Origin of the sequence: Salegentibacter sp. 24 (assembly GCF_004362395.1) — a bacterium.
Taxonomy (GTDB): Bacteria; Bacteroidota; Bacteroidia; order Flavobacteriales; family Flavobacteriaceae; genus Salegentibacter.
Genome location: NZ_SNWE01000029.1, coordinates 1 through 21,371 on the forward strand (window position 1 = coordinate 1; position 21,371 = coordinate 21,371).

General features: G+C 37.9%; 19 protein-coding genes and 1 tRNA gene. 12 read left to right on the top strand and 8 right to left on the bottom strand.

Annotation, left to right across the window (positions count from 1 at the left end):
- Nucleotides 1-203 precede the first annotated feature (203 nt).
- From groL to miaB, 7 genes are all read right to left on the bottom strand, one after another.
- Complete coding sequence (groL, locus tag DET49_RS16330) at nt 204-1,841, bottom strand: chaperonin GroEL (protein WP_133549645.1); 1,638 nt, start codon at nt 1,839-1,841, stop codon at nt 204-206.
- A gap of 92 nt (nt 1,842-1,933) precedes the next feature.
- Nucleotides 1,934-2,209, bottom strand: a complete 276-nt coding sequence (gene groES, locus DET49_RS16335; RefSeq protein WP_057482963.1) for a co-chaperone GroES — start codon at nt 2,207-2,209, stop codon at nt 1,934-1,936.
- A 151-nt stretch (nt 2,210-2,360) separates the two neighbouring features.
- On the bottom strand, nt 2,361-2,705 hold the full coding sequence (secG, locus tag DET49_RS16340) for a preprotein translocase subunit SecG (protein ID WP_133549647.1): 345 nt from the start codon (nt 2,703-2,705) through the stop codon (nt 2,361-2,363).
- Complete coding sequence (locus DET49_RS16345; protein ID WP_133549649.1) at nt 2,702-3,574, bottom strand: hypothetical protein; 873 nt, start codon at nt 3,572-3,574, stop codon at nt 2,702-2,704. Before DET49_RS16345 ends, secG begins: the two co-directional genes overlap by 4 nt.
- 2 nt (nt 3,575-3,576) lie before the next feature.
- Nucleotides 3,577-4,080 (bottom strand): LptE family protein, encoded by a 504-nt coding sequence (locus DET49_RS16350; RefSeq protein ID WP_133549651.1) that lies wholly within the window; start codon nt 4,078-4,080, stop codon nt 3,577-3,579.
- Nucleotides 4,081-4,098: 18 nt separating this feature from the next.
- A complete protein-coding gene (locus DET49_RS16355) occupies nt 4,099-5,376 on the bottom strand; it encodes a sigma-54 interaction domain-containing protein (protein ID WP_133549653.1) in 1,278 nt (425 codons plus the stop codon).
- 87 nt (nt 5,377-5,463) lie between these two features.
- A complete protein-coding gene (gene miaB / locus DET49_RS16360) occupies nt 5,464-6,909 on the bottom strand; it encodes a tRNA (N6-isopentenyl adenosine(37)-C2)-methylthiotransferase MiaB (protein WP_133549655.1) in 1,446 nt (481 codons plus the stop codon).
- A 141-nt stretch (nt 6,910-7,050) separates the two neighbouring features.
- Here miaB and DET49_RS16365 point away from each other — a divergent pair, with 141 nt between their 5' ends.
- The 8 genes from DET49_RS16365 to DET49_RS16400 all read left to right on the top strand — a co-directional run bounded on the left by DET49_RS16365 (nt 7,051) and on the right by DET49_RS16400 (nt 18,047).
- The gene (locus DET49_RS16365; protein WP_133549657.1) at nt 7,051-8,295 is read left to right on the top strand and encodes an LVIVD repeat-containing protein; all 1,245 of its coding nucleotides are present in this window, start codon (nt 7,051-7,053) and stop codon (nt 8,293-8,295) included.
- A 192-nt stretch (nt 8,296-8,487) separates the two neighbouring features.
- The gene (topA, locus tag DET49_RS16370) at nt 8,488-11,037 is read left to right on the top strand and encodes a type I DNA topoisomerase (protein WP_133549659.1); all 2,550 of its coding nucleotides are present in this window, start codon (nt 8,488-8,490) and stop codon (nt 11,035-11,037) included.
- A 3-nt stretch (nt 11,038-11,040) separates the two neighbouring features.
- Nucleotides 11,041-12,201: a formimidoylglutamase gene (locus tag DET49_RS16375; protein ID WP_133549661.1), complete on the top strand. Its 1,161-nt coding sequence runs from the start codon at nt 11,041-11,043 to the stop codon at nt 12,199-12,201.
- A 115-nt stretch (nt 12,202-12,316) separates the two neighbouring features.
- On the top strand, nt 12,317-13,684 hold the full coding sequence (gldK, locus tag DET49_RS16380; RefSeq protein ID WP_133549663.1) for a gliding motility lipoprotein GldK: 1,368 nt from the start codon (nt 12,317-12,319) through the stop codon (nt 13,682-13,684).
- A 43-nt stretch (nt 13,685-13,727) separates the two neighbouring features.
- Nucleotides 13,728-14,387, top strand: coding sequence for a gliding motility protein GldL (gene gldL, locus DET49_RS16385; protein WP_133549665.1), 660 nt, complete (start codon nt 13,728-13,730; stop codon nt 14,385-14,387).
- A 52-nt stretch (nt 14,388-14,439) separates the two neighbouring features.
- Nucleotides 14,440-15,984, top strand: a complete 1,545-nt coding sequence (gene gldM, locus DET49_RS16390) for a gliding motility protein GldM (protein ID WP_133549667.1) — start codon at nt 14,440-14,442, stop codon at nt 15,982-15,984.
- Between the two features lie 13 nt (nt 15,985-15,997).
- The gene (gene gldN, locus DET49_RS16395; RefSeq protein ID WP_133549669.1) at nt 15,998-16,891 is read left to right on the top strand and encodes a gliding motility protein GldN; all 894 of its coding nucleotides are present in this window, start codon (nt 15,998-16,000) and stop codon (nt 16,889-16,891) included.
- 100 nt (nt 16,892-16,991) lie between these two features.
- Entirely contained in the window at nt 16,992-18,047 is a 1,056-nt protein-coding gene (locus DET49_RS16400) for an NAD(P)/FAD-dependent oxidoreductase (RefSeq protein WP_133549671.1), read from the top strand.
- Here DET49_RS16400 and DET49_RS16405 read toward each other — a convergent pair.
- A complete protein-coding gene (locus DET49_RS16405) occupies nt 18,044-18,430 on the bottom strand; it encodes a DUF983 domain-containing protein (RefSeq protein ID WP_133549673.1) in 387 nt (128 codons plus the stop codon). The two genes, DET49_RS16400 and DET49_RS16405, sit on opposite strands and share 4 nt — an antisense overlap.
- 107 nt (nt 18,431-18,537) lie before the next feature.
- On the opposite strand from DET49_RS16405, the gene DET49_RS16410 reads away from it, so the two are divergent.
- The 4 genes from DET49_RS16410 to DET49_RS16425 all read left to right on the top strand — a co-directional run bounded on the left by DET49_RS16410 (nt 18,538) and on the right by DET49_RS16425 (nt 21,224).
- Nucleotides 18,538-20,457 (top strand): ABC-F family ATP-binding cassette domain-containing protein, encoded by a 1,920-nt coding sequence (locus DET49_RS16410; RefSeq protein WP_133549675.1) that lies wholly within the window; start codon nt 18,538-18,540, stop codon nt 20,455-20,457.
- Between the two features lie 28 nt (nt 20,458-20,485).
- Complete coding sequence (locus tag DET49_RS16415; RefSeq protein WP_133549677.1) at nt 20,486-20,668, top strand: CPXCG motif-containing cysteine-rich protein; 183 nt, start codon at nt 20,486-20,488, stop codon at nt 20,666-20,668.
- Nucleotides 20,669-20,744: 76 nt separating this feature from the next.
- A complete protein-coding gene (locus DET49_RS16420) occupies nt 20,745-21,098 on the top strand; it encodes an STAS/SEC14 domain-containing protein (protein ID WP_133549679.1) in 354 nt (117 codons plus the stop codon).
- Between the two features lie 53 nt (nt 21,099-21,151).
- Nucleotides 21,152-21,224 (top strand) — tRNA-Met (locus DET49_RS16425).
- Nucleotides 21,225-21,371: the final 147 nt, after the last annotated feature.

The window sequence follows — 21,371 nt, forward strand, 5'->3', positions numbered from 1 at the left end:
TTTCTTTTCAATCTTGTTTAATTCTTCCTGTGTCATTTTAAATCTGTTTGAGTATTAATATAAAAATTCTCAGACAGACTTCAAATTACACCCTCTAGCTATCTATTAAATTATAACACGGATAAAAATAAAAATCCCGCCTCCAGATAGAAGCGGGATTTTACTATTTAAAACCTTGTACTTTTAAATTTATACGTGGTTCATTACATCATTCCGGGCATTCCTCCACCCATTCCACCTGGCATTCCGCCACCTTTATCGTCTTCTGGAAGATCAACAAGGGCACATTCGGTAGTCAAGATCATACCAGCAACAGAAGCAGCGTTTTCAAGGGCAACTCTTGTTACTTTCTTAGGATCTATAATTCCGGCTTTCATCATGTCAACAAAAGTGTCGGTTTTTGCATCATAACCAAATTCTTTCTTGCCTTCAAGAACTTTATTGATTACAACAGAAGCTTCACCACCTGCATTTTCGACGATGGTTCTAAGCGGAGCTTCAATTGCTCTAAAGACAATTTGAACTCCGGTTGCTTCATCGTCATTTATAGTCTTCACCTTGGAAAGAACGGCTTGTGCTCTTACAAAAGCGACACCACCACCTGCTACGATTCCTTCTTCTACAGCCGCACGGGTTGCATGAAGTGCATCATCTACACGGTCTTTCTTCTCTTTCATTTCAACTTCTGAAGCTGCCCCTACATACAGTACGGCAACGCCACCTGCAAGTTTTGCCAAACGCTCCTGAAGTTTTTCCTTATCATAATCCGAAGTAGTAGTTTCGATCTGAGCTTTGATCTGATTTACACGTTCTTCGATTTGCTTATTATCACCTGCACCGTTTACAATTGTTGTGTTGTCTTTATCGATAGCCACTTTTTCAGCAGTACCTAACATATCAATTGTAGCGTTTTCTAAAGAGAACCCTCTTTCTTCAGAAATAACGGTTCCACCAGTTAAGATAGCGATGTCTTCCAACATAGCTTTTCTTCGGTCTCCAAATCCTGGTGCTTTAACAGCAGCAATTTTAAGAGAACCGCGTAATTTATTCACCACCAAAGTAGCAAGGGCTTCACCGTCTACATCTTCAGCAATAATTAAAAGTGGTTTTCCAGATTGTGCTACCGGTTCAAGAACTGGAAGCAAATCTTTCATCGAAGAAATCTTTTTATCGAACAATAAAATGTAAGGATCTTCAAGATCTGCAGACATTTTTTCTGAATTTGTCACGAAATATGGCGAAAGATAACCCCGATCAAATTGCATACCTTCAACGACTTCTACGTGAGTTTCGGTACCTTTTGCTTCTTCTACGGTAATTACACCTTCTTTTCCAACTTTTCCAAAAGCCTGAGCGATTAGATCCCCAATATGTTCGTCGTTATTTGCTGAAATAGCAGCTACTTGCTTTATTTTTTCTGAGGAATCACCTACTTCTTTGGTTTGTTTCTCCAGATCTTTAGTGATGGCTTTTACAGCCTTATCAATCCCTCTTTTGAGATCCATTGGGCTTGCGCCAGCAGCAACATTTTTAAGGCCTTCCTTTACGATAGCCTGGGCAAGTACAGTAGCGGTTGTGGTACCGTCTCCAGCCAGGTCATTTGTTTTAGAAGCAACTTCCTTAACCATTTGAGCCCCCATATTCTCCAAGGGATCCTCTAACTCAATCTCTTTTGCTACGGTTACACCGTCTTTAGTTACAGTTGGTGCACCAAAAGATTTGCTTATTACTACGTTACGTCCCTTCGGGCCTAAAGTTACCTTTACAGCATTTGCCAATGCATCTACACCGCGCTTAATTCCGTCACGGGCTTGAATGTCAAATTTTATATCTTTTGCCATTGTTATTTAATTTTATTATTTCCGCAGGAGCGGAAATTGAATTGTTATTATTTTTATTTTGAAAATCTCCCCGGAAGTGGGGAAAAGAAGTCCTATACTATTGCAAGAATGTCATCTTCTCTCATCATTAGATAGTCTGTGCCTTCAAGTTTCAATTCTGTACCGGAGTATTTCCCATAAAGTACAGTATCACCAACTTTCACAGTCATATCGTGGTCTTTATTTCCCTTGCCTACAGCAACGACTTTTCCACGTTGCGGTTTTTCTTTAGCAGTTTCGGGAATGTAAATTCCAGATGCCGTTTTTGTTTCGGCAGCTTCAGGCTCAATTAGAACCCTGTCTGAGAGTGGTTTAATGTTTAGTCCCATTTTTTATAAATTTATTTAGGTTAATTAATCTTTTAATAAGTGACTAAGCCTATTTCTAAAATTATGCCACCCCGCTTTTACTGCCAATTCCCAATAAAAAATGCCAGCTTGTCATAAGCTGGCATTTCTAAATTATAATGAACTAGCGCGTTTATTGAGTGCTGTCAGATTCGGATGTTTGTCCTGGCATTTGTGCCGGTGGGGTTGTGGTGTTCGCGGGCATTGCTTCTTCGTCAAAAACCTTTGATTCACCATAACCTGAATCATCCATAATAGTGACATTAGAAAGTAAAATCAGGACTAATAAAAGAGTAGCCAAAGTCCAGGTACTTTTATCCAAAAAGTCTCCTGTCTTCTTAACGCCACCAACTTGTTGTCCGCTGCCACCAAAAGAGGAAGATAAACCACCCCCTTTAGGATTTTGTACCATAATTACTACAACTAGTAAAAAAGCTACAATAACTATTAATGCTAAAAAAATCGTGAATGTGCTCATTCTTGCTTTGTGTTATTTTCTTGTAATTTTTCGATTGCCCGAATTTGGTCAGCAAAGAAACCACTTTTTTCGGGATTTTTCAAAATTAATATTTTATATGCCTGAATGGCCTTTTTGTAATTTTTTTGTTCCAGATACACTCTTGCTAAAGTCTCTGTCATTAATGACTCTGGTGGAGTTGTGCCTACTTCTGCAAGGTTCGATTTATTGGTAGGTTTGCCTGGTTTTATCTTTGGACTTTTAGATATAAACTTATCGATGAGTTCAAACTTTTTATGCTGAAGCTCATCTTTCTGAAATTCTTCCTCAGAATCCTCCCTTTTAATAGGTTTTGCTGAAGTAAGGCGCAACCATTCTGAAAAGGAATGTGATTCCGAAGCATCAAACTCTAAAGGTTCTCCTATTTTCAATCGATCTTTGGCTGGATCCTGTACAGATCTTTCTTTGATTCCTGTTTCTTTTTCAGAAAACAACTCGGGATCCATTACCTGTTCAGATTCAGATTGACGCATTTTGATAGCTTCATCTATGGCCATACTTCTTTTGGCAAAAACCTCCTCAGCTTCAAAGACCGTTATATTGCGCAATTGTTCTTCCTGATCCTGAATTTGCCTTGCAATTTTATTCTGATTAAATTCTAACGAAGTAATAAAATCGAATAGCACACTGCGATTAGTGGTGTAAGCGGCTGTTTTTTTTAGTGCGCTATTGTAACTGAATTCCTGGTGCTCTTTTAAACCTTTAAGTCTCACTGCACGTGCCGCCTGAAAATAAGGGGCTTTTTGAATTAATTTTTCCAAAGCAGTAGTTTGACCAGCCGTAATACTGGCTGGTTGTTGCAATAATTTTATGAATTCTTCTGCTTCCATGTTTACCAATCGGTTAAAGCGGCATTAAAGATATCCTGGGTCAGTCGTGTGTAAATCTCATTTACCGCGGTTTCCAAAACATCACCAACCAATTGCGCATTAGCTGGATAATCGTAATAAAAAGAGAAACGTCTTTCAAAATCCTTTTCGGGTTCCAAGGTGTTATAATAGCGAACATTTACTGCGATAGTAAGCCGGTTTTGTGCTGCCGTATTATCGGCAGTAGCTGTAATTGGAGCTACATAAAAATCTATAATTTCCCCTTCAAAAATAAGATCGGCATTTTCATTGGCCAGGCTTAAACTGGTTTGATTCTGGATGAGATCCTGCAATTGCAGGGTAAAGGTTCTATCGATGCCCGGCTCAACTAAATCAGCCTGGTTTTGAAAGAAATTCACCTGGAAGGATTCGGCTGCGCCAGTATCGGCACCTGTAAAAGAGTAAATCCCACAGGATTGTGTGCTAAACATTAGCACAAAAGATAAAAGGAAGGATGATTGTTTCATAAAATCGAAGGACTAAAATTACAGGTCGTATTGTTTTATTTTTCTATAAAGCGTGCGCTCGCTTATGCCTAATTCTTCAGCTGCAGCTTTGCGTTTTCCGCTATGGCGCTCCAATGATTTTTTAATAAGTTCTAATTCTTTGTCTTGTAATGAAAGCGTTTCTTCTTCCTGAATTTCTTCAGCAAAATAATATTTATCCTTATCTCTATTAAGTTCAGATTTCGGACTGTTTTGTGGAATTTGAAGTACTTCCAATCGTTCGTCATTTAAAGCTTCCAATTCTTCCGCATCAACATCTTCGCCCTCTTCATCACCATAAAGCTTTTGGATCAGACTCTCGTTCTCATCTTGAACCTTCTTTGAGTTTCCGCTCTCCATAAGTTTTAAGGTGAGTTTTTTCAGGTCGGTAAGGTCGCTTTTCATATCAAAAAGGACTTTATAAAGAATTTCACGCTCGTTGCTGAAATCGCTTTCTTTCTTTTTATCGGCTATTACTGCGGGTAAATTACTTCCGATATTTGGCAAATATTCTTTCAGACGTTCAGGGCCTATAATACGTTCCTGCTCTAAAACCGAAATTTGTTCGGCTATATTCCTCAACTGCCGAATATTCCCACCCCAACGGTATTTCTGCAACAAGCCTACGGCATCGTCCTGAAGTTTAATAGTGGGCATTTTGTACTTTAAGGCGAAATCTGAAGCGAATTTCCTGAATAATAAATGGATATCATCTTTTCGCTCTCTCAATGGTGGAAGATTGATTTCTACGGTGCTCAACCGATAATAAAGGTCTTCTCTAAAACGTTCTTTTTTGATTGATTCCTGCATGTTGATGTTCGTAGCCGCAATTATGCGAACATCGGATTTTTGAACCTTAGAAGATCCTACTTTTATAAATTCCCCGTTTTCCAAAACACGAAGCAAACGCACCTGTGTGGGAAGCGGTAATTCTCCGACTTCATCTAAAAAAATCGTTCCTCCGTCGGCTACTTCAAAATAACCACTTCTGGTTTGGGTAGCGCCGGTAAAAGCACCTTTCTCGTGTCCAAAAAGTTCGGAATCTATAGTTCCTTCGGGAATTGCCCCACAGTTCACCGCGATGTATTTACCGTGTTTTCTATGTGATAAAGAATGGATTATTTTTGGGATACTTTCTTTCCCGACTCCACTTTCTCCAGTTACTAATACAGAAATATCTGTAGGCGCAACCTGGATCGCTTTTTCTATAGCCCGATTAAGGTGTTGGTCATCGCCGATTATTCCAAATCGCTGTTTTACTGCCTGAATTGATTCCATATTTGAATGCTATTATTTCCGTAGGACAAAACCTATCTGTTAATATTTAGCCTGTTTTGTTACACCTTTAGAAATAAGCGTTATTTTTTAATTATTATCACTGTATCCAACTGCATTTCCGATTAGCGTTGCACTGGTACAATCCTCTATTTTTACTTTTACAAAATCGCCTATGTTATAATCTTCCTTGGGAAATACTGCAACTGTATTTTGGGTTGTGCGCCCACTCCAATGTTTACTTGACTTTTTAGATTCCTTTTCAATCAAAACCTCTACCGTTTTATTTAGGTATCCTTGGGTTCTATAATGATTATGTTCCCGCTGGAGTTGTACTATTTCAGCTAACCTTCGTTGCTTTACATCTGAAGGTACATCGTCTTTTAATTTTCGAGCAGCCATAGTACCGGGTCTTTCGGAATAAGCATACATATATCCAAAATCATATTTAACGTATTTCATAAGTGAAAGCGTATCCTGGTGATCCTGTTCTGTTTCTGTAGGGAATCCCACGATTAAATCCTGTGAAATAGAGCATTCCGGCATTAATTCTCTTATATAATCTATAAGTTTGAAATATTCTTGGCGAGTATGCAGCCTGTTCATCTCTTTTAAGATCCTGTTACTTCCACTTTGAACCGGTAAATGAATATGTTTACAAATATTTGGGTAGGTGGCCATAGTTTCAATTACATCTAAAGTCATATCCTGTGGATTTGAAGTCGAGAACCTAATCCTCATTTTTGGTTGTGCTTCAGCCACGAGTTTCAAGAGTTGGGAAAAATTGGTTGCTGTTGCCTTTTGCATTTTTGAAGCATTCTTAAAATCTTTTTTAAGTCCGCCTCCATACCACAAATAACTGTCTACATTCTGGCCCAAGAGAGTGATTTCTTTAAAACCTTTTTCCCAGAGATCATTTACTTCTTCTACGATACTTTGAGGATCCCTGCTTCGTTCTCTCCCTCTGGTGAAGGGTACCACGCAAAAAGTGCACATATTATCGCAACCTCGGGTTATGGAAACAAAGGCCGAAACCCCATTAGTTTGAAGTCTTACAGGAGAAATATCACCATAGGTTTCCTCTTTGGAAAGTAACACATTTATTGCATCGCGTCCAGCTTCAACTTCATCTATAAGATTTGGTAGGTCTTTATAGGCATCTGGGCCAACTACAAGATCTACAATTTTTTCTTCTTCCAGGAATTTTTCCTTAAGGCGTTCGGCCATACAACCTAAAACACCAACTTTCATCCCTGGATTTGTTCTCTTTACCGCGTTATATTTCTCAAGTCGTTTACGTACGGTTTGTTCGGCTTTTTCCCGAATAGAACAAGTGTTAACCAAAACAAGGTCCGCTTCTTCAAGATTTTCTGTGGTGTTAAAACCTTCTTTCGCAAGGATGGAAGCTACAATTTCGCTGTCGCTGAAATTCATAGCACACCCGTAACTTTCAATAAAAAGTTTACGGGTATTTTCTTTCTTAGGTTCTATTACCAATGCATTCCCCTGCTGTTGTTCATTTATTATCTTCTCCATATTTCAATTCTTCCTTTTCAGGATTAAGAAATGCAAAGATAAGGGTAAACCAACTTCTGACAAAGTGACAGCAATTTTTTTAATTTTCTTACGCAACCTTTATGTGTTTTCTGCATCTATTAGGAAACCAACCTAATAATTATGAGATTTTTCTACAGTTTAATTACGTTGCTACTGCTGGCCTTAATGGCTTTGTTCACTTCTTGTGAAAAAGAATCTACTGAAGGAGAATTTTATAATGTAGCGGTTCCAGTTGTAAAACCAATCGAGGAATTCAGGGCAATGGTGAAGATTTCTGAGCCCAGAGCGATTATAGAAGCTGGAAAAATATACGCCTATGGCAATTATGTTTTTATAAATGACAATCAAAAAGGAGTTCATATCATAGATAACAGTGATCATCGTAATCCTGTGAAAATTAAATTTCTTGAAATCCCACAGAATACGGATATCGCGGTAAAGGATGATATGTTGTTTGCAAATTCAGCGATGGACCTTGTGATTTTTGATATAAGTGATATCCATAATTTAAAGGAGGAAGAAAGAATGAAAAATGTCTTCCCTAATCATAATAACCGTATTCCAGCCAGTGCTTCATTTGTGGACAGTGATAATTTCAATCCAGAAACCGAAGTAGTAGTGGGCTATGTGATGGAGACCCGAAAAATCGAAATGGCCAATACAGAAACGGGGGAAGATTCTTTCTTTAATTCGGGAGCGAATTCTGCAGGCGGTTCAGGAACCGGTGGTTCTCTGGCACGTTTCAATATTCATGACAACTATTTATATGTAGTAGATCAGAATCAGCTATCTGTTTTTAGTATCGCGGGATTGCGAAATCCAGAGCTGATAAAGACCCAATACATTGGAAGAGATATTGAAACTATTTTCAACAAGGAAAAGCACCTGTACCTGGGAAGTTCAACGGGACTGTATATTTATAGTGTGGAAGATCCTGCTTCCCCGCAATTTAGATCTATGTTCAGTCATATCCGCGGCTGCGACCCTGTGGTAGTAAAAGATGATATCGCTTATGTGACTATTCGCGGCGGAAACCCCTGCGGACAGCAGTGGAGCCAGTTGGATGTGATTGATGTTGCCGATAAATCCAACCCGATTTTATTGCAATCCTACGAAATGAAAAACCCATACGGCCTTGGGGTAAAAGACGATTGGCTTTTTGTCTGTGACGGTACTGCTGGTTTAAAAATATATGATACAAAAAATACCCCCAACCTGGAACTAATAGACCATTTTCAGGAAATTAACACCTATGACGTCATCCCATTAGAAGATGTGCTGTTAATGGTTGGGGATAATACACTTTTCCAATATACTTATAAAGGAAATGAGATTAATTTACTAAGCGCTTTCAATCTCAATTGATTATTATTTGTTTGGTTTTTAAGGATGCCTCGCAAAACTGCGGGGCTTTTTTATAGGGTTTGGGTAAATAAAATTTTTAAGGCGTAAGTCTTTAATGTGGCTGTTTTACAAGCTATTTCTTGTTGTTTTGTGAAATCAAGTAGGCTGTTAAAAAAAAATTGATATACTTTTGCAGCTAGAAAAAATAGAGTTATGGCAAAGAATTTAGTGATTGTAGAGTCCCCTGCCAAGGCGAAAACCATCGAAAAATTTTTAGGTAAGGATTATAAGGTGGCTTCCAGTTTTGGCCATATTGCCGACTTGCCTACAAAAGAGTTAGGTGTAGATACAGAAGGTAATTTTAAACCAAAATATGTAGTTTCTAAAGACAAAAAAGATGTCGTTAGAAAACTAAAAGGTTTTGCGAAAGATGCGGAAATGGTTTGGCTGGCTAGTGATGAAGACCGGGAAGGAGAGGCTATTGCCTGGCATCTAGCAGAGGAACTTAATCTTAAGAGTGAGAAAACTAAGAGAATTGTTTTTCACGAAATCACTAAATCGGCTATTCTGAAGGCGATAGATAATCCTAGAGGGATAAATTATAACCTGGTCAATGCTCAGCAAGCCCGTAGAGTCCTTGATAGATTGGTTGGTTACGAACTTTCGCCTGTACTATGGCGGAAAGTAAAAGGTGGGCTTTCAGCGGGTAGAGTGCAATCTGTTGCGGTTAGGCTTATTGTAGAAAGGGAACGCGAAATACAAAGTTTTTCTGCGGAAGCTTCCTTTAGAATAGATGCTGAGTTTGCTACAGAAGATGGTAAATCCTTTAAAGCGAAGATCCCTAAGAATTTTGATACCCGTAAAGAAGCTGAAAAATTTCTTCAAAAAAACCTGGGATCAGATTTTAAGGTAGCAGAACTTATTACAAAACCAGCAAAGAAATCTCCGGCACCACCTTTTACCACCTCCACCTTACAACAGGAAGCAGCGAGAAAATTATATTTTTCGGTAAGTAAGACCATGACTATGGCCCAGCGTTTATACGAAGCGGGTCATATTACTTATATGAGAACAGACTCAGTAAACCTTTCGGAAGATGCACGAAAAGGAGCAAATGAGGAAATTTTAAAAGCATATGGAGATAAATATGCTCAATCCAGACAGTTTAAAGGTAAAACTAAAGGCGCCCAAGAAGCTCATGAGGCTATTAGGCCAACAAATTTTGCCAATCATTCGGTAAGGGCAGATCGTGATGAACAGCGTTTGTATGAATTAATTTGGAAACGAGCTATTGCATCACAAATGAGCCAAGCTCAATTAGAACGTACCAATGTAAAAATTGATGCTTCTAAACACGATAAGCAGTTTTCTGCAAATGGAGAGGTGCTTAAATTTGATGGTTTTTTAAAAGTTTACCTGGAAAGCACCGATGATGATGAGGATGCAGAAGAGCAAAACGGAATGTTGCCAGCCTTAAAGCAAAATCAGGTCCTAAATAATAATTACATTACGGCAACTGAAAGGTTTACCAGGGCACCTTACAGGTACACTGAAGCTTCTTTAGTCAAAAAACTGGAAGAATTGGGGATTGGTCGTCCTTCTACTTATGCGCCAACTATTTCTACAATTCAAAATAGAAATTATATCGAAAAGGGGTCAGTAGATGGCACAGAGCGCGAGTATTTGCAATTCCTACTTCAGGGAGAAAATATTAAAGAGAATAAATTAACCGAAACTGTTGGAAGCGATAAAGGAAAGTTGGTGCCTACTGCTGTTGGTATGGTGGTAAATGATTTTCTTGTCAATCATTTTTCCAATATTCTGGACTATAATTTTACCGCAAAAGTTGAACAGAGTTTTGATGATATTGCGGAAGGGAATGAAGAATGGACCCATATGATGAAAGAATTTTATGAAGACTTTCATCCACAAGTAGAGGATGTGGCCAAAAATGCAGATAGGGAAGTTGGGGAAAGAATTTTAGGTGAGGATCCAGAAACCGGGAAACCGGTAAGTGTTCGTTTGGGAAAATTTGGGCCTATGGTTCAAATCGGCTCAGTGGAGGACGATGAAAAGCCAAAATTTGCCAGCCTTGGTCCTGACCAAACTTTGGATTCTGTAACTTACCAAGAAGCTATGGATCTTTTCCAGCTTCCGAAGGAATTAGGAGAATATAAAGATGAAAAAGTTGAGGTGAATAATGGGCGCTTTGGTCCATATGTAAAATTCGGTAAGAAATATGTTTCTCTGGAAAAAGGAGAGGACCCTTTGAATGTTAATTTTGAAAGGGCTTTGGAATTGATTAAAGAAAAAGAAAAGGCCGATGCGCCAATTCATTATTATGAAGATATGCCCGTTCAAAAAGGAGTAGGTCGATTTGGTCCTTTCTTGAAATGGAATGGAATTTTTATTAATGTAAATAAGAAATACGATTTTGACAATCTTTCCGTTGAGGATATTGAAACTTTAATTGAGGATAAAAAACGTAAGGAGCGTGAGAAATTGATCCATAATTGGGAACAAGAAGGAATTAGGGTTGAAAAGGCGCGTTGGGGAAGGTTTAATATCATAAAGGGTAAGACAAAAATTGAATTACCAAAAACTACAGATGCTGAAAATTTGAGTTTGGAAGAGGTGAAAGAAATTCTTGAGGAAAAGTCTAAAAAAAAGAAAAAAACCACCAAGAAGAAAGCTCCTGTTAAAAAGTCGAATGCTAAGAAAAGCACTGCAAAAAAGAAAACAGCTACAAAAAAGAAGAAATAATTTATGGATTTAGATTTTCTGAGTCCCCTTTCTGAAGTTTTGCTTCGGGAAATTAATGGATTTGGTGAATATACCCTGGGGAATTCAGTGAAAAAACATACTGCCTCTCAAGGCTTACCAGATTTAAATGGGGTGCAAATGGCGGTAGTTGGTATTAAGGAAAACCGTTTGGGAGAGGAAATAGACTTTCTTGATTTTGAAGGTATAAGAAAAGCATTTTATAGTTTGTTCCCTGGAAACTGGGATATTGCTATCGCCGATTTAGGTGATGTTGAAAAAGGCGAAACGGTTGAGGATACTTATTTTGCGGTTCAAACGCTTGTGGCTCGATTGGTTAAAAAAGATATCATTCCGGTCCTTTTAGGAGGGAGTCAAGATTTGGTTTATGGGCAATACCGGGCTTATGATACCTTGGATCAAATGGTGAATTTAGTGAATATTGATAGCCGTTTCGATTTGGGTAATGCCGAAAACCCCATAAGTAATAGGTCTTATGTAGGTAAAATAGTCGTAAATCAACCTTATAATTTGTTTAATTATTCTAACATCGGTTATCAAACCTATTTCAATTCACAGGATGAAATAGAATTGATGGAACGGCTGTTTTTTGATGCCTATCGACTAGGTGAAGTGAGCAATAATATTAAATTGGTAGAGCCGGTTATGCGGGATGCTAATATGGTAGCTATAGATTTGGCAGCTGTTAGTGCACCTTCTTCTGGTTCTCGGGATATAGCTTCTCCAAATGGCTTTGACGGTAAAGAGATTTGTGCACTCTCACGCTATGCGGGTATTAGTGATAAAGTGAGTTCCTTTGGAATTTATGAATATGATAATCTTAAATTTGGAAATTTGGGCGCGATGTTAATAGCTCAAATGATATGGTATTTCGCCGAAGGTGTTAATTATCGAACTAATGAAAATACTATTTCCGCAAAAAAAGAGTTTACAAAGTATCAGGTTCCAATAGATGATGAGGTGCTGGTGTTTTATAAAAGCCCTGTCAGTGGAAGATGGTGGATAGAGATCCCGTTTTTAGCACATCTAAATACTAAATTGAAAAAGAGTACGTTATTACCTTGCAGTGAGGAGGATTACCTGGAAGCTTGCAATCAGGTGATTCCTGAAAGGTGGTATAAAGCAAAAAGAAAAAACGAAGTTTAAAATAATTTCAGGCATTAGTGGTATTTACTGTATTTTTACCTAAAATATTGTTTTTTAAAAAATAATTAGATAGGTTTACTGCCGTAAATTGAGATGTCTTAACCTAAATGAAACTATGAAGAAATATATTTCGCTAATAGCTGTTCTAGCCTTGCTTTCAAGCTGTGGGCGTGGAGATCGTGGGCAGCTTGTCGGTGCGAAAGGGGAGGAATGGAATCCGGAGAAACCATTAGGGATGACATTAATTCCTGGTGGTGCGTTTACTATGGGGAAAGCTGATGATGATCTTGCGGGCAAACGCAATGCTCCTCTGAAAACGGTGACTGTTCGTTCTTTTTATATGGATGAAACAGAAATTACCAATGCCGAATATCGTCAGTTTGTCAATTATGTAAGGGATTCTGTTGTTAGAACGGAATTAGCTATTATGGCTGAAAATATGGGGGAAACAGAAGGCACTGGGGGCATTGGAGATTACGCTTTCCTAGATACCGAAGAGGGTGAAATGACTCCCTATGAAGAATACATGTTAAATACTTACGGTCAAGGAGGTCCTTCGGATACCTATGCAAACCGCCGTTTAAATAAGGATATAGAAATTATTTGGGATACAGAAGATTATCCAGATGTGTATTATGCAGAGGTAATGGACATGCTGCACATTCCCATGGATGAAGTTTATAATGGCCAGCGCACTATAGATGTTGATAAATTAAAATTTACTTACACCTGGATGGATATTCAGGGTGCTGCTAAAGAACAAGGGGATAGAAGTAATTTTATTAAAAGTGAAGAGATTGAAGTTTATCCGGATACCACGGTTTGGATAAGGGATTTCAATTATGCTTATAACGAGCCAATGCACAATGATTATTTCTGGCATAGTGCCTTTGATGATTATCCTGTAGTGGGGGTTTCATGGAAACAGGCCAGGGCTTTCGCACAATGGAGAACACTTTACCACAATTATTACAGAAGGGAGAAAGGAGATCACAATGTACCTTCCTACCGTTTACCGACGGAAGCTGAATGGGAATATGCTGCTCGTGGAGGGTTGGATGGTGCTACTTACCCGTGGGGAGGTCCATATACTAAAAATGATCGAGGATGTTTTATGGCTAATTTTAAACCATTAAGAGGAGATTACGCTGCTGATCAGGCTTTATATACAGTTGAGGCAAAATCTTATGCGCCTAATGATTATGGTCTTTATAATATGGCCGGGAATGTTGGTGAATGGGTCTTTTCCACTTACGACCCTGCTTCTTATGAATATATGTCTTCCATGAACCCTACAGTTAATAATCCAGATGACATGCGCAAAGTAGTCCGTGGGGGCTCCTGGAAGGATGTTGCCTATTTCCTTCAGGTAAGTTCAAGAGATTATGAATATGCTGATTCTGCAAGAAGCTATATCGGCTTTAGAACTGTGCAGGATTACCTTGGAACAGATGTTACCCTAAATCAACCCGCAAGTAATTAACAACCTATTTAAACAGTAGAAAATCTAAATCTATTTTATTATTATGGCAAAATCGAATTCAACTAAGAGAATAACTAACATGGTGTACGGTTTAGGTGCATCCGTGGTAATATTAGGTGCACTTTTTAAAATTATGCACTGGCCTTTTGCAAACCCTATGCTAATTGCCGGTCTTGTAGTAGAGGCTTTTGTATTTGCATATTCAGCTTTTGAACCTACTGATGATGATCTTGACTGGTCTCTTGTGTATCCAGAATTGGCCGGCGGACAGGCAAATAGGCGTGCTGCGACGGTAATTGAAGATGAAAAAGAAACTCAAGGACAGTTATCAAAGAAATTAGATGAGATGCTTAAAGAGGCTAAAATTGATGCCAATTTGATGCACAGTCTTGGAGACAGTATCCGTAATTTTGAAGGTGCTGCCAAAGGAATTGCTCCTACAGTAGATGCCATGGCTTCTCAAAAAAAATACAGCGAAGAGCTTACCACAGCTGCTACCCAAATGGAGACTTTAAACAATATCTATAAGGCTCAGGTAGAATCTGCCTCTCGTCAGGCGGAAATTAACCAGGAGGTTGTGGAAAATGCCGGTAAATTAAACCAGGAAATGGGGTCACTCGCCGCTAACCTTTCCTCCCTGAACGGAGTTTATGGAGGTATGCTTACCGCTATGAATGGTACTCGCAGCATGGCGACTAATTAGTGAATGCACCGCTTGAAAATCTAAATTATTAAAGAACAAAACTAATTAGCACATGGCGTCTGGAAAACAAACACCAAGACAGAAGATGATTAACCTGATGTATTTGGTATTCATCGCAATGATGGCACTAAATATGTCTAAGGAAGTATTAACAGCTTTTGGTCAAATGAAAGAAGACCTTGAGGAATCTAATGCTACTACATCTCAACGTAACGATTTGGCAATGGCCGGTTTGGCCGCAAAAGCCGATGAACAACCAGCAAAGTACGAAGAATTAGAAGCTAAAGCGGCACAGATTGGGGTGCTTTCCGATAATCTTTATAACACTATTGGAAGCCTTAAAGATGAGCTGCTGGCGGATTTTGAAGGCGAGGAAAGGAATAACTATGAGGCTATGGACCGTGCAGATAAGCTGGACAACTTGTTTTTTGCCAGTGGAAGAATTTCTCCTAAGGGGGAAGAGTTTGTAGCGGCTATAGACAATTATAGAAATGAGGTACTTGCCATCTTAGGTGACGATTTTGCACAAATCAGAAATGAAGTGGCAAGCGATTTTTCTACAGAAGAGGTAACTAATAGTGAAAATGTTACCCAACCCTGGTTAATGTATAATTATCAGGGATTCCCATTAATTGCTTCTTTAACAAAATTTACCCAGATACAATCTGATGTCAGAACCACTGAAAATGATATTTTATCTTCGATGTTAGCTGGACAATTGCAAAGTGATGTGTCCTTAACTAATTATCAGGCTATTGTTGTTCCTGATAAAACGGCATTCTTTAGTGGTGAAAATTTTAAGGGTAAAGTTGTCTTAGGTCGATTAGACCCAACTTTAAAATTTGAAAATGTAGTTATTAATGGTAATGAAGTAGAAAGCACCCAGGCAGGACAGGTGATTCTTGATTTTCCAGCAGGAAATGTTGGAGAAAAGGAAATTACCGGGGAGCTTCAGTTTAAAGAAGGAGACTCTATTGTTAGAATTCCGATTAAGAGTTCATATGCAGTGATCCCAAAACCTAATTCAGCAGTTATTTCAGCTGATAAGATGAATGTGCTTTATCGTGGGGTACAAAACCCGATGACCATTTCAATTCCTGGAGTTGGAAATATTAACGCTCAAGCCCCCGGTCTTTCGGCCACAGGTGGTGCCGGGCAATATGTGATGAATGTTACTAATTTGCAGGCGCGAGAGGTTGCCATTAAAGTTAGCGGTACACTACCAGGTGGCGAAACAGTAACAGACAGTAAAACTTTTAGAATTAAGGATATACCCCAGCCTGTGGGAACCATTAGAGGTGAAGGCGGTTCTGTGCAAATGCAGCGTAATAGTTTAGAGATTTCTACTGTGGGCGCCAGTTTACCTGATTTTGATTTTAATCTAGATCTTAATGTAACAGGATTTAGCTTTAAAGTTCCTGGACAACCTACAATAAGGGTGAATGGAAGTAAATTGGATTCCAATGCGAAAGCCGCATTAAGAAGGGCCGGAAGAGGAGAAACCGTTCAGATTTTCGATATAGAGGCAGGCATCGCTGGTAATTCTAGTTACAAGCTTAAAAAGGTCGCTCCGGTTATTATCGAGCTGACGAACTAATAAAATTTAGAAGATGAGTTGGAGAGGAATTTTATTGAATGCTTTAGTGTTATTTTTTACAATAACATCTTACGGGCAGGCAAATATTTTAAATGCCGATAGCCCGGAAGAAATTGGTAAAAAAACCGAAGCCCAAATTCAAAGTGATTTAAACGATGAACCACTTGAATATGGATATGTTGGAGAACGCGATATTTTATGGTCTAAGAATGTATGGGAGAAAATTGATCTTGATGAGCGAGTTAATTTTCCGTTGTATTATCCTATAGATGTCAACAACATTGGCGATAATCGTCGTTCCCTTTATGATGTATTAATTTCGGCTATTAAGGATGGCAAGATTAAGAAAATTTATGCTGATTCTTATTTTAACGAAGAACGGACCTTAGAAGATATTCAGGCTACCCTCTCTAAAGTTGATACTACAAATCTGGGTATAGAGCAGTATAATGCTGGAGAAGAAGTAGACCCGCAGTTTATTGATCGTAGAGATCTTGGTGCTGCTGACATCGCTCAATATCATATCCGAGGGATGTGGTATTTCGATAAGCGACAGGCTGAACTCAAGTACAGATTATTGGGAATCGCTCCTGTAGCACCAGATGTTAACTTTATAGATTCTGGCCAGTCCGATCTTGTAGAGCTTTTCTGGGTTTTTTTCCCGGATGCCAGAGAGGTATTACATGAGAATAGTGCTTATACCATAGGGGGCTCGGGACAATCAATCACCTTTGATCATCTTTTGAATTCTAGACGATTTAATGCACTTATTTATAAAGAGGATAATGTTTATGGAGATCGTCCAATAGATGACTATATTGTTGATAATGCCTTTATGGAACTTTTGGAGTCACAAAGAATACAAGAACAAATAAGAAATTTCGAATTAGATATGTGGAGTTATTAACAACTAAAAGTTTTAAAGATTGATATTAAAAAGCGTTCCTTTAGGGGCGCTTTTTCTATTTGCAAGCTTAGCTTTGTCTTTATTTTTTTATTTTTAAACTATGTTAGATTATATTATAGTTGGATTAGGTTTAAGCGGTATTGCCCTTAGTCGTAGGCTTGAAGAAAGAAATAAGCAGTTTATAGTTTTTGAAGATGGATCTCAAAAATCTTCCCTTGTGGCAGGCGGATTGTTTAATCCGGTCATTCTCAAACGATTTACATTGGCCTGGAATGCAAATGAACAAATGCAGATCGCCATTCCGTTTTATAAGAAAATAGAAGCCAAACTGCAGACCAGGATTGTACATTCAATAGAAATTTACAGGAAATTCTTTTCCGCTGAAGAACAAAACAATTGGTTTGAAGCAGCGGATAAACCCATGCTTTCTGAGTTTTTAGACACTAGGCTGGTAAAAGATATTAATCCCAATATCCCTTCAGACTTCTCATTTGGTAGAGTCAGACAAACCGGGGTGATAGATACCGATGTTTTGATAAAGGAATACCGTAATCACCTAAAAACCATAAATAAAATTCAATTCGAAAGGTTTGATTATAGTGCGCTTCAAATAAATGAAGACTCCATAAATTATAATGGAATTTCAGCCAAACATATTATCTTTTGCGAAGGCTTTGGATTACAATCTAATCCATTTTTCAGTTATCTACCCTTACAAGGAAATAAAGGGGAATACATTACGATTTATTCAGAAGAACTCAAACTTAAGGTTGCGGTGAAATCCTCGGTTTTTATTATTCCGTTAGGCAATAACTTATATAAAGTAGGGGCTACTTATGATAATCAGGATAGAAATCCCCAACCAAGTAAACGCGCAAGGATAGAACTTGAAGAAAAAGTCAAAAAGCTTCTTACCTGCAGTTTTGAGGTGATAGATCAATCGGCAGGGATTAGACCGGCCAGTAAAGACCGAAAACCCATGGTAGGCAGACATCCAAAGTATAAAAATCTTTATTGTTGTAATGGCTTTGGAAGTCGGGGTGTCCTTATTTCACCAAAGGTTTCTGCTGATTTAATAGCATATATAGAGAATAAAATTCCACTGCCCCAGGAGATCAATCTAAATAGATTCAGTAAGAAACATTTTCCCTCTTAATTATTTCCTGAGTTCGGCTTATAATGTAGAAACAGGTTGATCCAGATGTTTCTGGAAAGTCTAACAATTATGGGCATAAATACAACCAGGGTTCCAATTATAACCACAAAAGAAGTTAATAGACCACCGCCTAAAAAGAAATAGGCAATTATAAAGGCGGCTACAGCAAAAGCAATTCCTACAGCATAACTCACATACATGGCACCAAAAAAAAAGGAAGGTTCTATTTTGTACTTTGTTCCGCAATGTGAACAGTGCTCGTGCATATCAAAAATACGTCCTAATTTATATGGGTTGCTTTCCAAATACATGCTTTCCTTATGGCAAACTGGACAGGTGCCAGTTAGTATACTGTAAAGTTTTGTTCCTTTAAAAAATTTCATAATTGGTTGTCAGAGAGTTATAAGTTTGAACGAGACTTTATATTGGAAGCGTACATATTTTTTTCACATTGTAAATTTAGGCATATTTGCAAAAATAAAATCTACAAATGCTTAATATTCATAACCTCTCTGTTTCTTTTGGCGGAGAATATCTTTTTGAAGAAATAACCTTTAGACTTGGCGCCGGAGATCGTGTTGGTTTAATAGGAAAGAATGGTGCTGGAAAATCTACGATGCTTAAAATTTTAGCAGGAGAACAGGAACATGACCAGGGTCAGATTGCGCGTGATAAGGAACTCAATATAGGGTTTTTAAAACAGGATATAGATTTTGAGCAAGGTCGAACAGTTTTGGAAGAGGCCCAACAGGCTTTTGTTGAAATAAAAAAACTCGAAAGACAAATTGATGAAATTAACCATCAATTGGCTACTCGAACTGACTATGAAAGTGAATCGTATACACAACTCATTCAGGATTTAAGCGAGATCACCCATACTTATGAAATTATTGGAGGTTATAATTACGAAGGAGATACGGAGAAAGTATTGCTGGGTCTTGGTTTTCAGCGAGAGCAGTTTGATAAAATCACCGAGACATTTTCTGGAGGATGGAGAATGCGTATAGAACTGGCAAAACTGTTGCTTCAAAATAATGACATTCTTCTTTTGGATGAGCCCACGAACCATTTGGATATCGAAAGTATTATCTGGTTGGAAAATTTTCTGAATAATTATGCTGGTTGTGTGATCATAGTTTCCCACGATAAAATGTTCCTTGATAATGTAACTAATAGGACCATAGAAATTTCTCTTGGAAAAATTTACGATTTCAATAAGCCTTATTCTAAGTACCTAGTGCTAAGAGGTGAGTTAAGAGAGCAGCAACTCGCTTCACAAAAGAATCAACAAAAGGAAATAGAGCAAACCGAAAAGCTTATTGAAAAATTCCGGGCAAAAGCTTCAAAAGCATCCATGGCACAGTCGCTTATTAAAAAGTTGGATAAGATTGACCGAATAGAAGTAGATGAAGACGATAATGCTGTTATGAATGTAAGTTTTCCTATTTCAGTGCAGCCAGGAAAAGTAGTGATTGAAGCGGAAGGTATTGGAAAAGCTTATGGAAACAATCGGGTTTTAAAGAATATAGATCTTTTAATAGAAAGAGGAAGTAAAATCGCATTTGTCGGACAGAACGGGCAAGGTAAAACTACGCTTGCAAAAATAATTATAGAAGAAATTCCCTACGATGGCAATTTAAAACTTGGTCACAATGTTCAACTTGGATATTTTGCACAAAATCAAGCTGATTATCTTGAAGGTGAGAAAACAGTGCTTGACATTATGATTGATTCGGCTAATGAAAAGAACCGAAGTAAAGTACGTGATATGTTAGGTTCTTTTCTCTTTAGAGGTGATGAAGTAGAGAAAAAGGTAAAAGTGTTATCTGGAGGCGAAAGAAACCGATTGGCACTGTGTAAGCTAATGCTTCAGCCATTTAACGTGCTTATAATGGATGAGCCTACGAATCACCTGGATATAAAATCTAAAAACGTACTAAAGGAAGCACTCAAAAGATTTGAAGGCACCTTGATAATCGTTTCTCACGATAGGGATTTTCTGCAGGGTCTCACCAACAAGGTATATGAATTCAAGGATACCAAAATCAAAGAATATTTAGGAGACATCAATTACTTCTTAGATCAGCGTAAGCTGGAAGATATGCGTAGCATAGAAAAAAAGGAAAAAGCGGCCAAAGTGCAGAAAGAAGGGGTTGGTTCTAATAACAAAAAAGCCTACAAAGATCAGAAAAAAGTAAAGTCTTTAAAAAATAAGCTTAGCAATACCGAATCTAAAATTACCAAGCTGGAGAAAGATCTAGAAATCCGCGATATGGAATTGGCTACAAATTATGATGAAGTTGCTGCAAAGCCTGGATATCTGGAGAAATATAAAACGAAAAAGAAAGAATTGAGTTCCCTGATGAAAGAATGGGAAGAGATTCAGGAAAGTCTGGATGGTATAGAGTGAACAGTGATAATGTAACGAACTATAATTTATGTTTGAATATTTTTTTCAATGCCCTTATTGCTGGGAAGAAATTTCCGTGCTACTGGATCCCTCAGTAAGCCAACAAGCATACATTGAAGACTGTGAAAACTGCTGTAATCCTATTGAAATAACGGTTTCATTTGAAGGTGGGGAATTAATTTTTTTTGAAGCCGTGAATATAGAGCAGTGAAAGAATAATTTTCAAAAGATTCGGGGTTTGATTTGTTTTTTTTAACTTCCAATATAAACTAACCCATTTATTAACCATGGAAAAAACTTTCGAATTTGCAGACAATGTTGTTGGATTCTTGGTTAACAAAGAAATCGATAAAAAGAAAATAGATGAAATACTTTCAAAAATAAAGGATCGATTGGAGGTTGTTAGTCCTATTTGTTTATATCTGGAGGATGGATCGGGCCAGGGAATTTCAATCGCAGGTTTTTTGAAAGCAATGGAATTTCATTATTCCCATTCTAAGGAATTGAAGAAAATTGCCATAGTTACTGACCATAAGCTTTTTGAGAAATCTATGGACATTAAGGATTTAGTTGTTCCAGCGCATATCAAATCTTTTGAAAAGAAGGAGCGGATGAAAGCTATGAACTGGTTAATGATTTAATTTAAAAAAAGCTTTGCAGAAATAAAAAATGACTGTATATTTGCAGTCGATATCGCGGGATAGAGCAGTAGGTAGCTCGTCGGGCTCATAACCCGAAGGTCACTGGTTCGAGTCCAGTTCCCGCTACTAGCAAAGACAAGGCTTCACAGAAATGTGAAGCCTTTTTTTATTTCATATAGTACAGAATAGGTACAGAATAACTCCTTTTTCAAGCACAAATTTTTAATTGATATTAATTGCTTTCATTTAATATTGATTCCAATGGATTTTAAA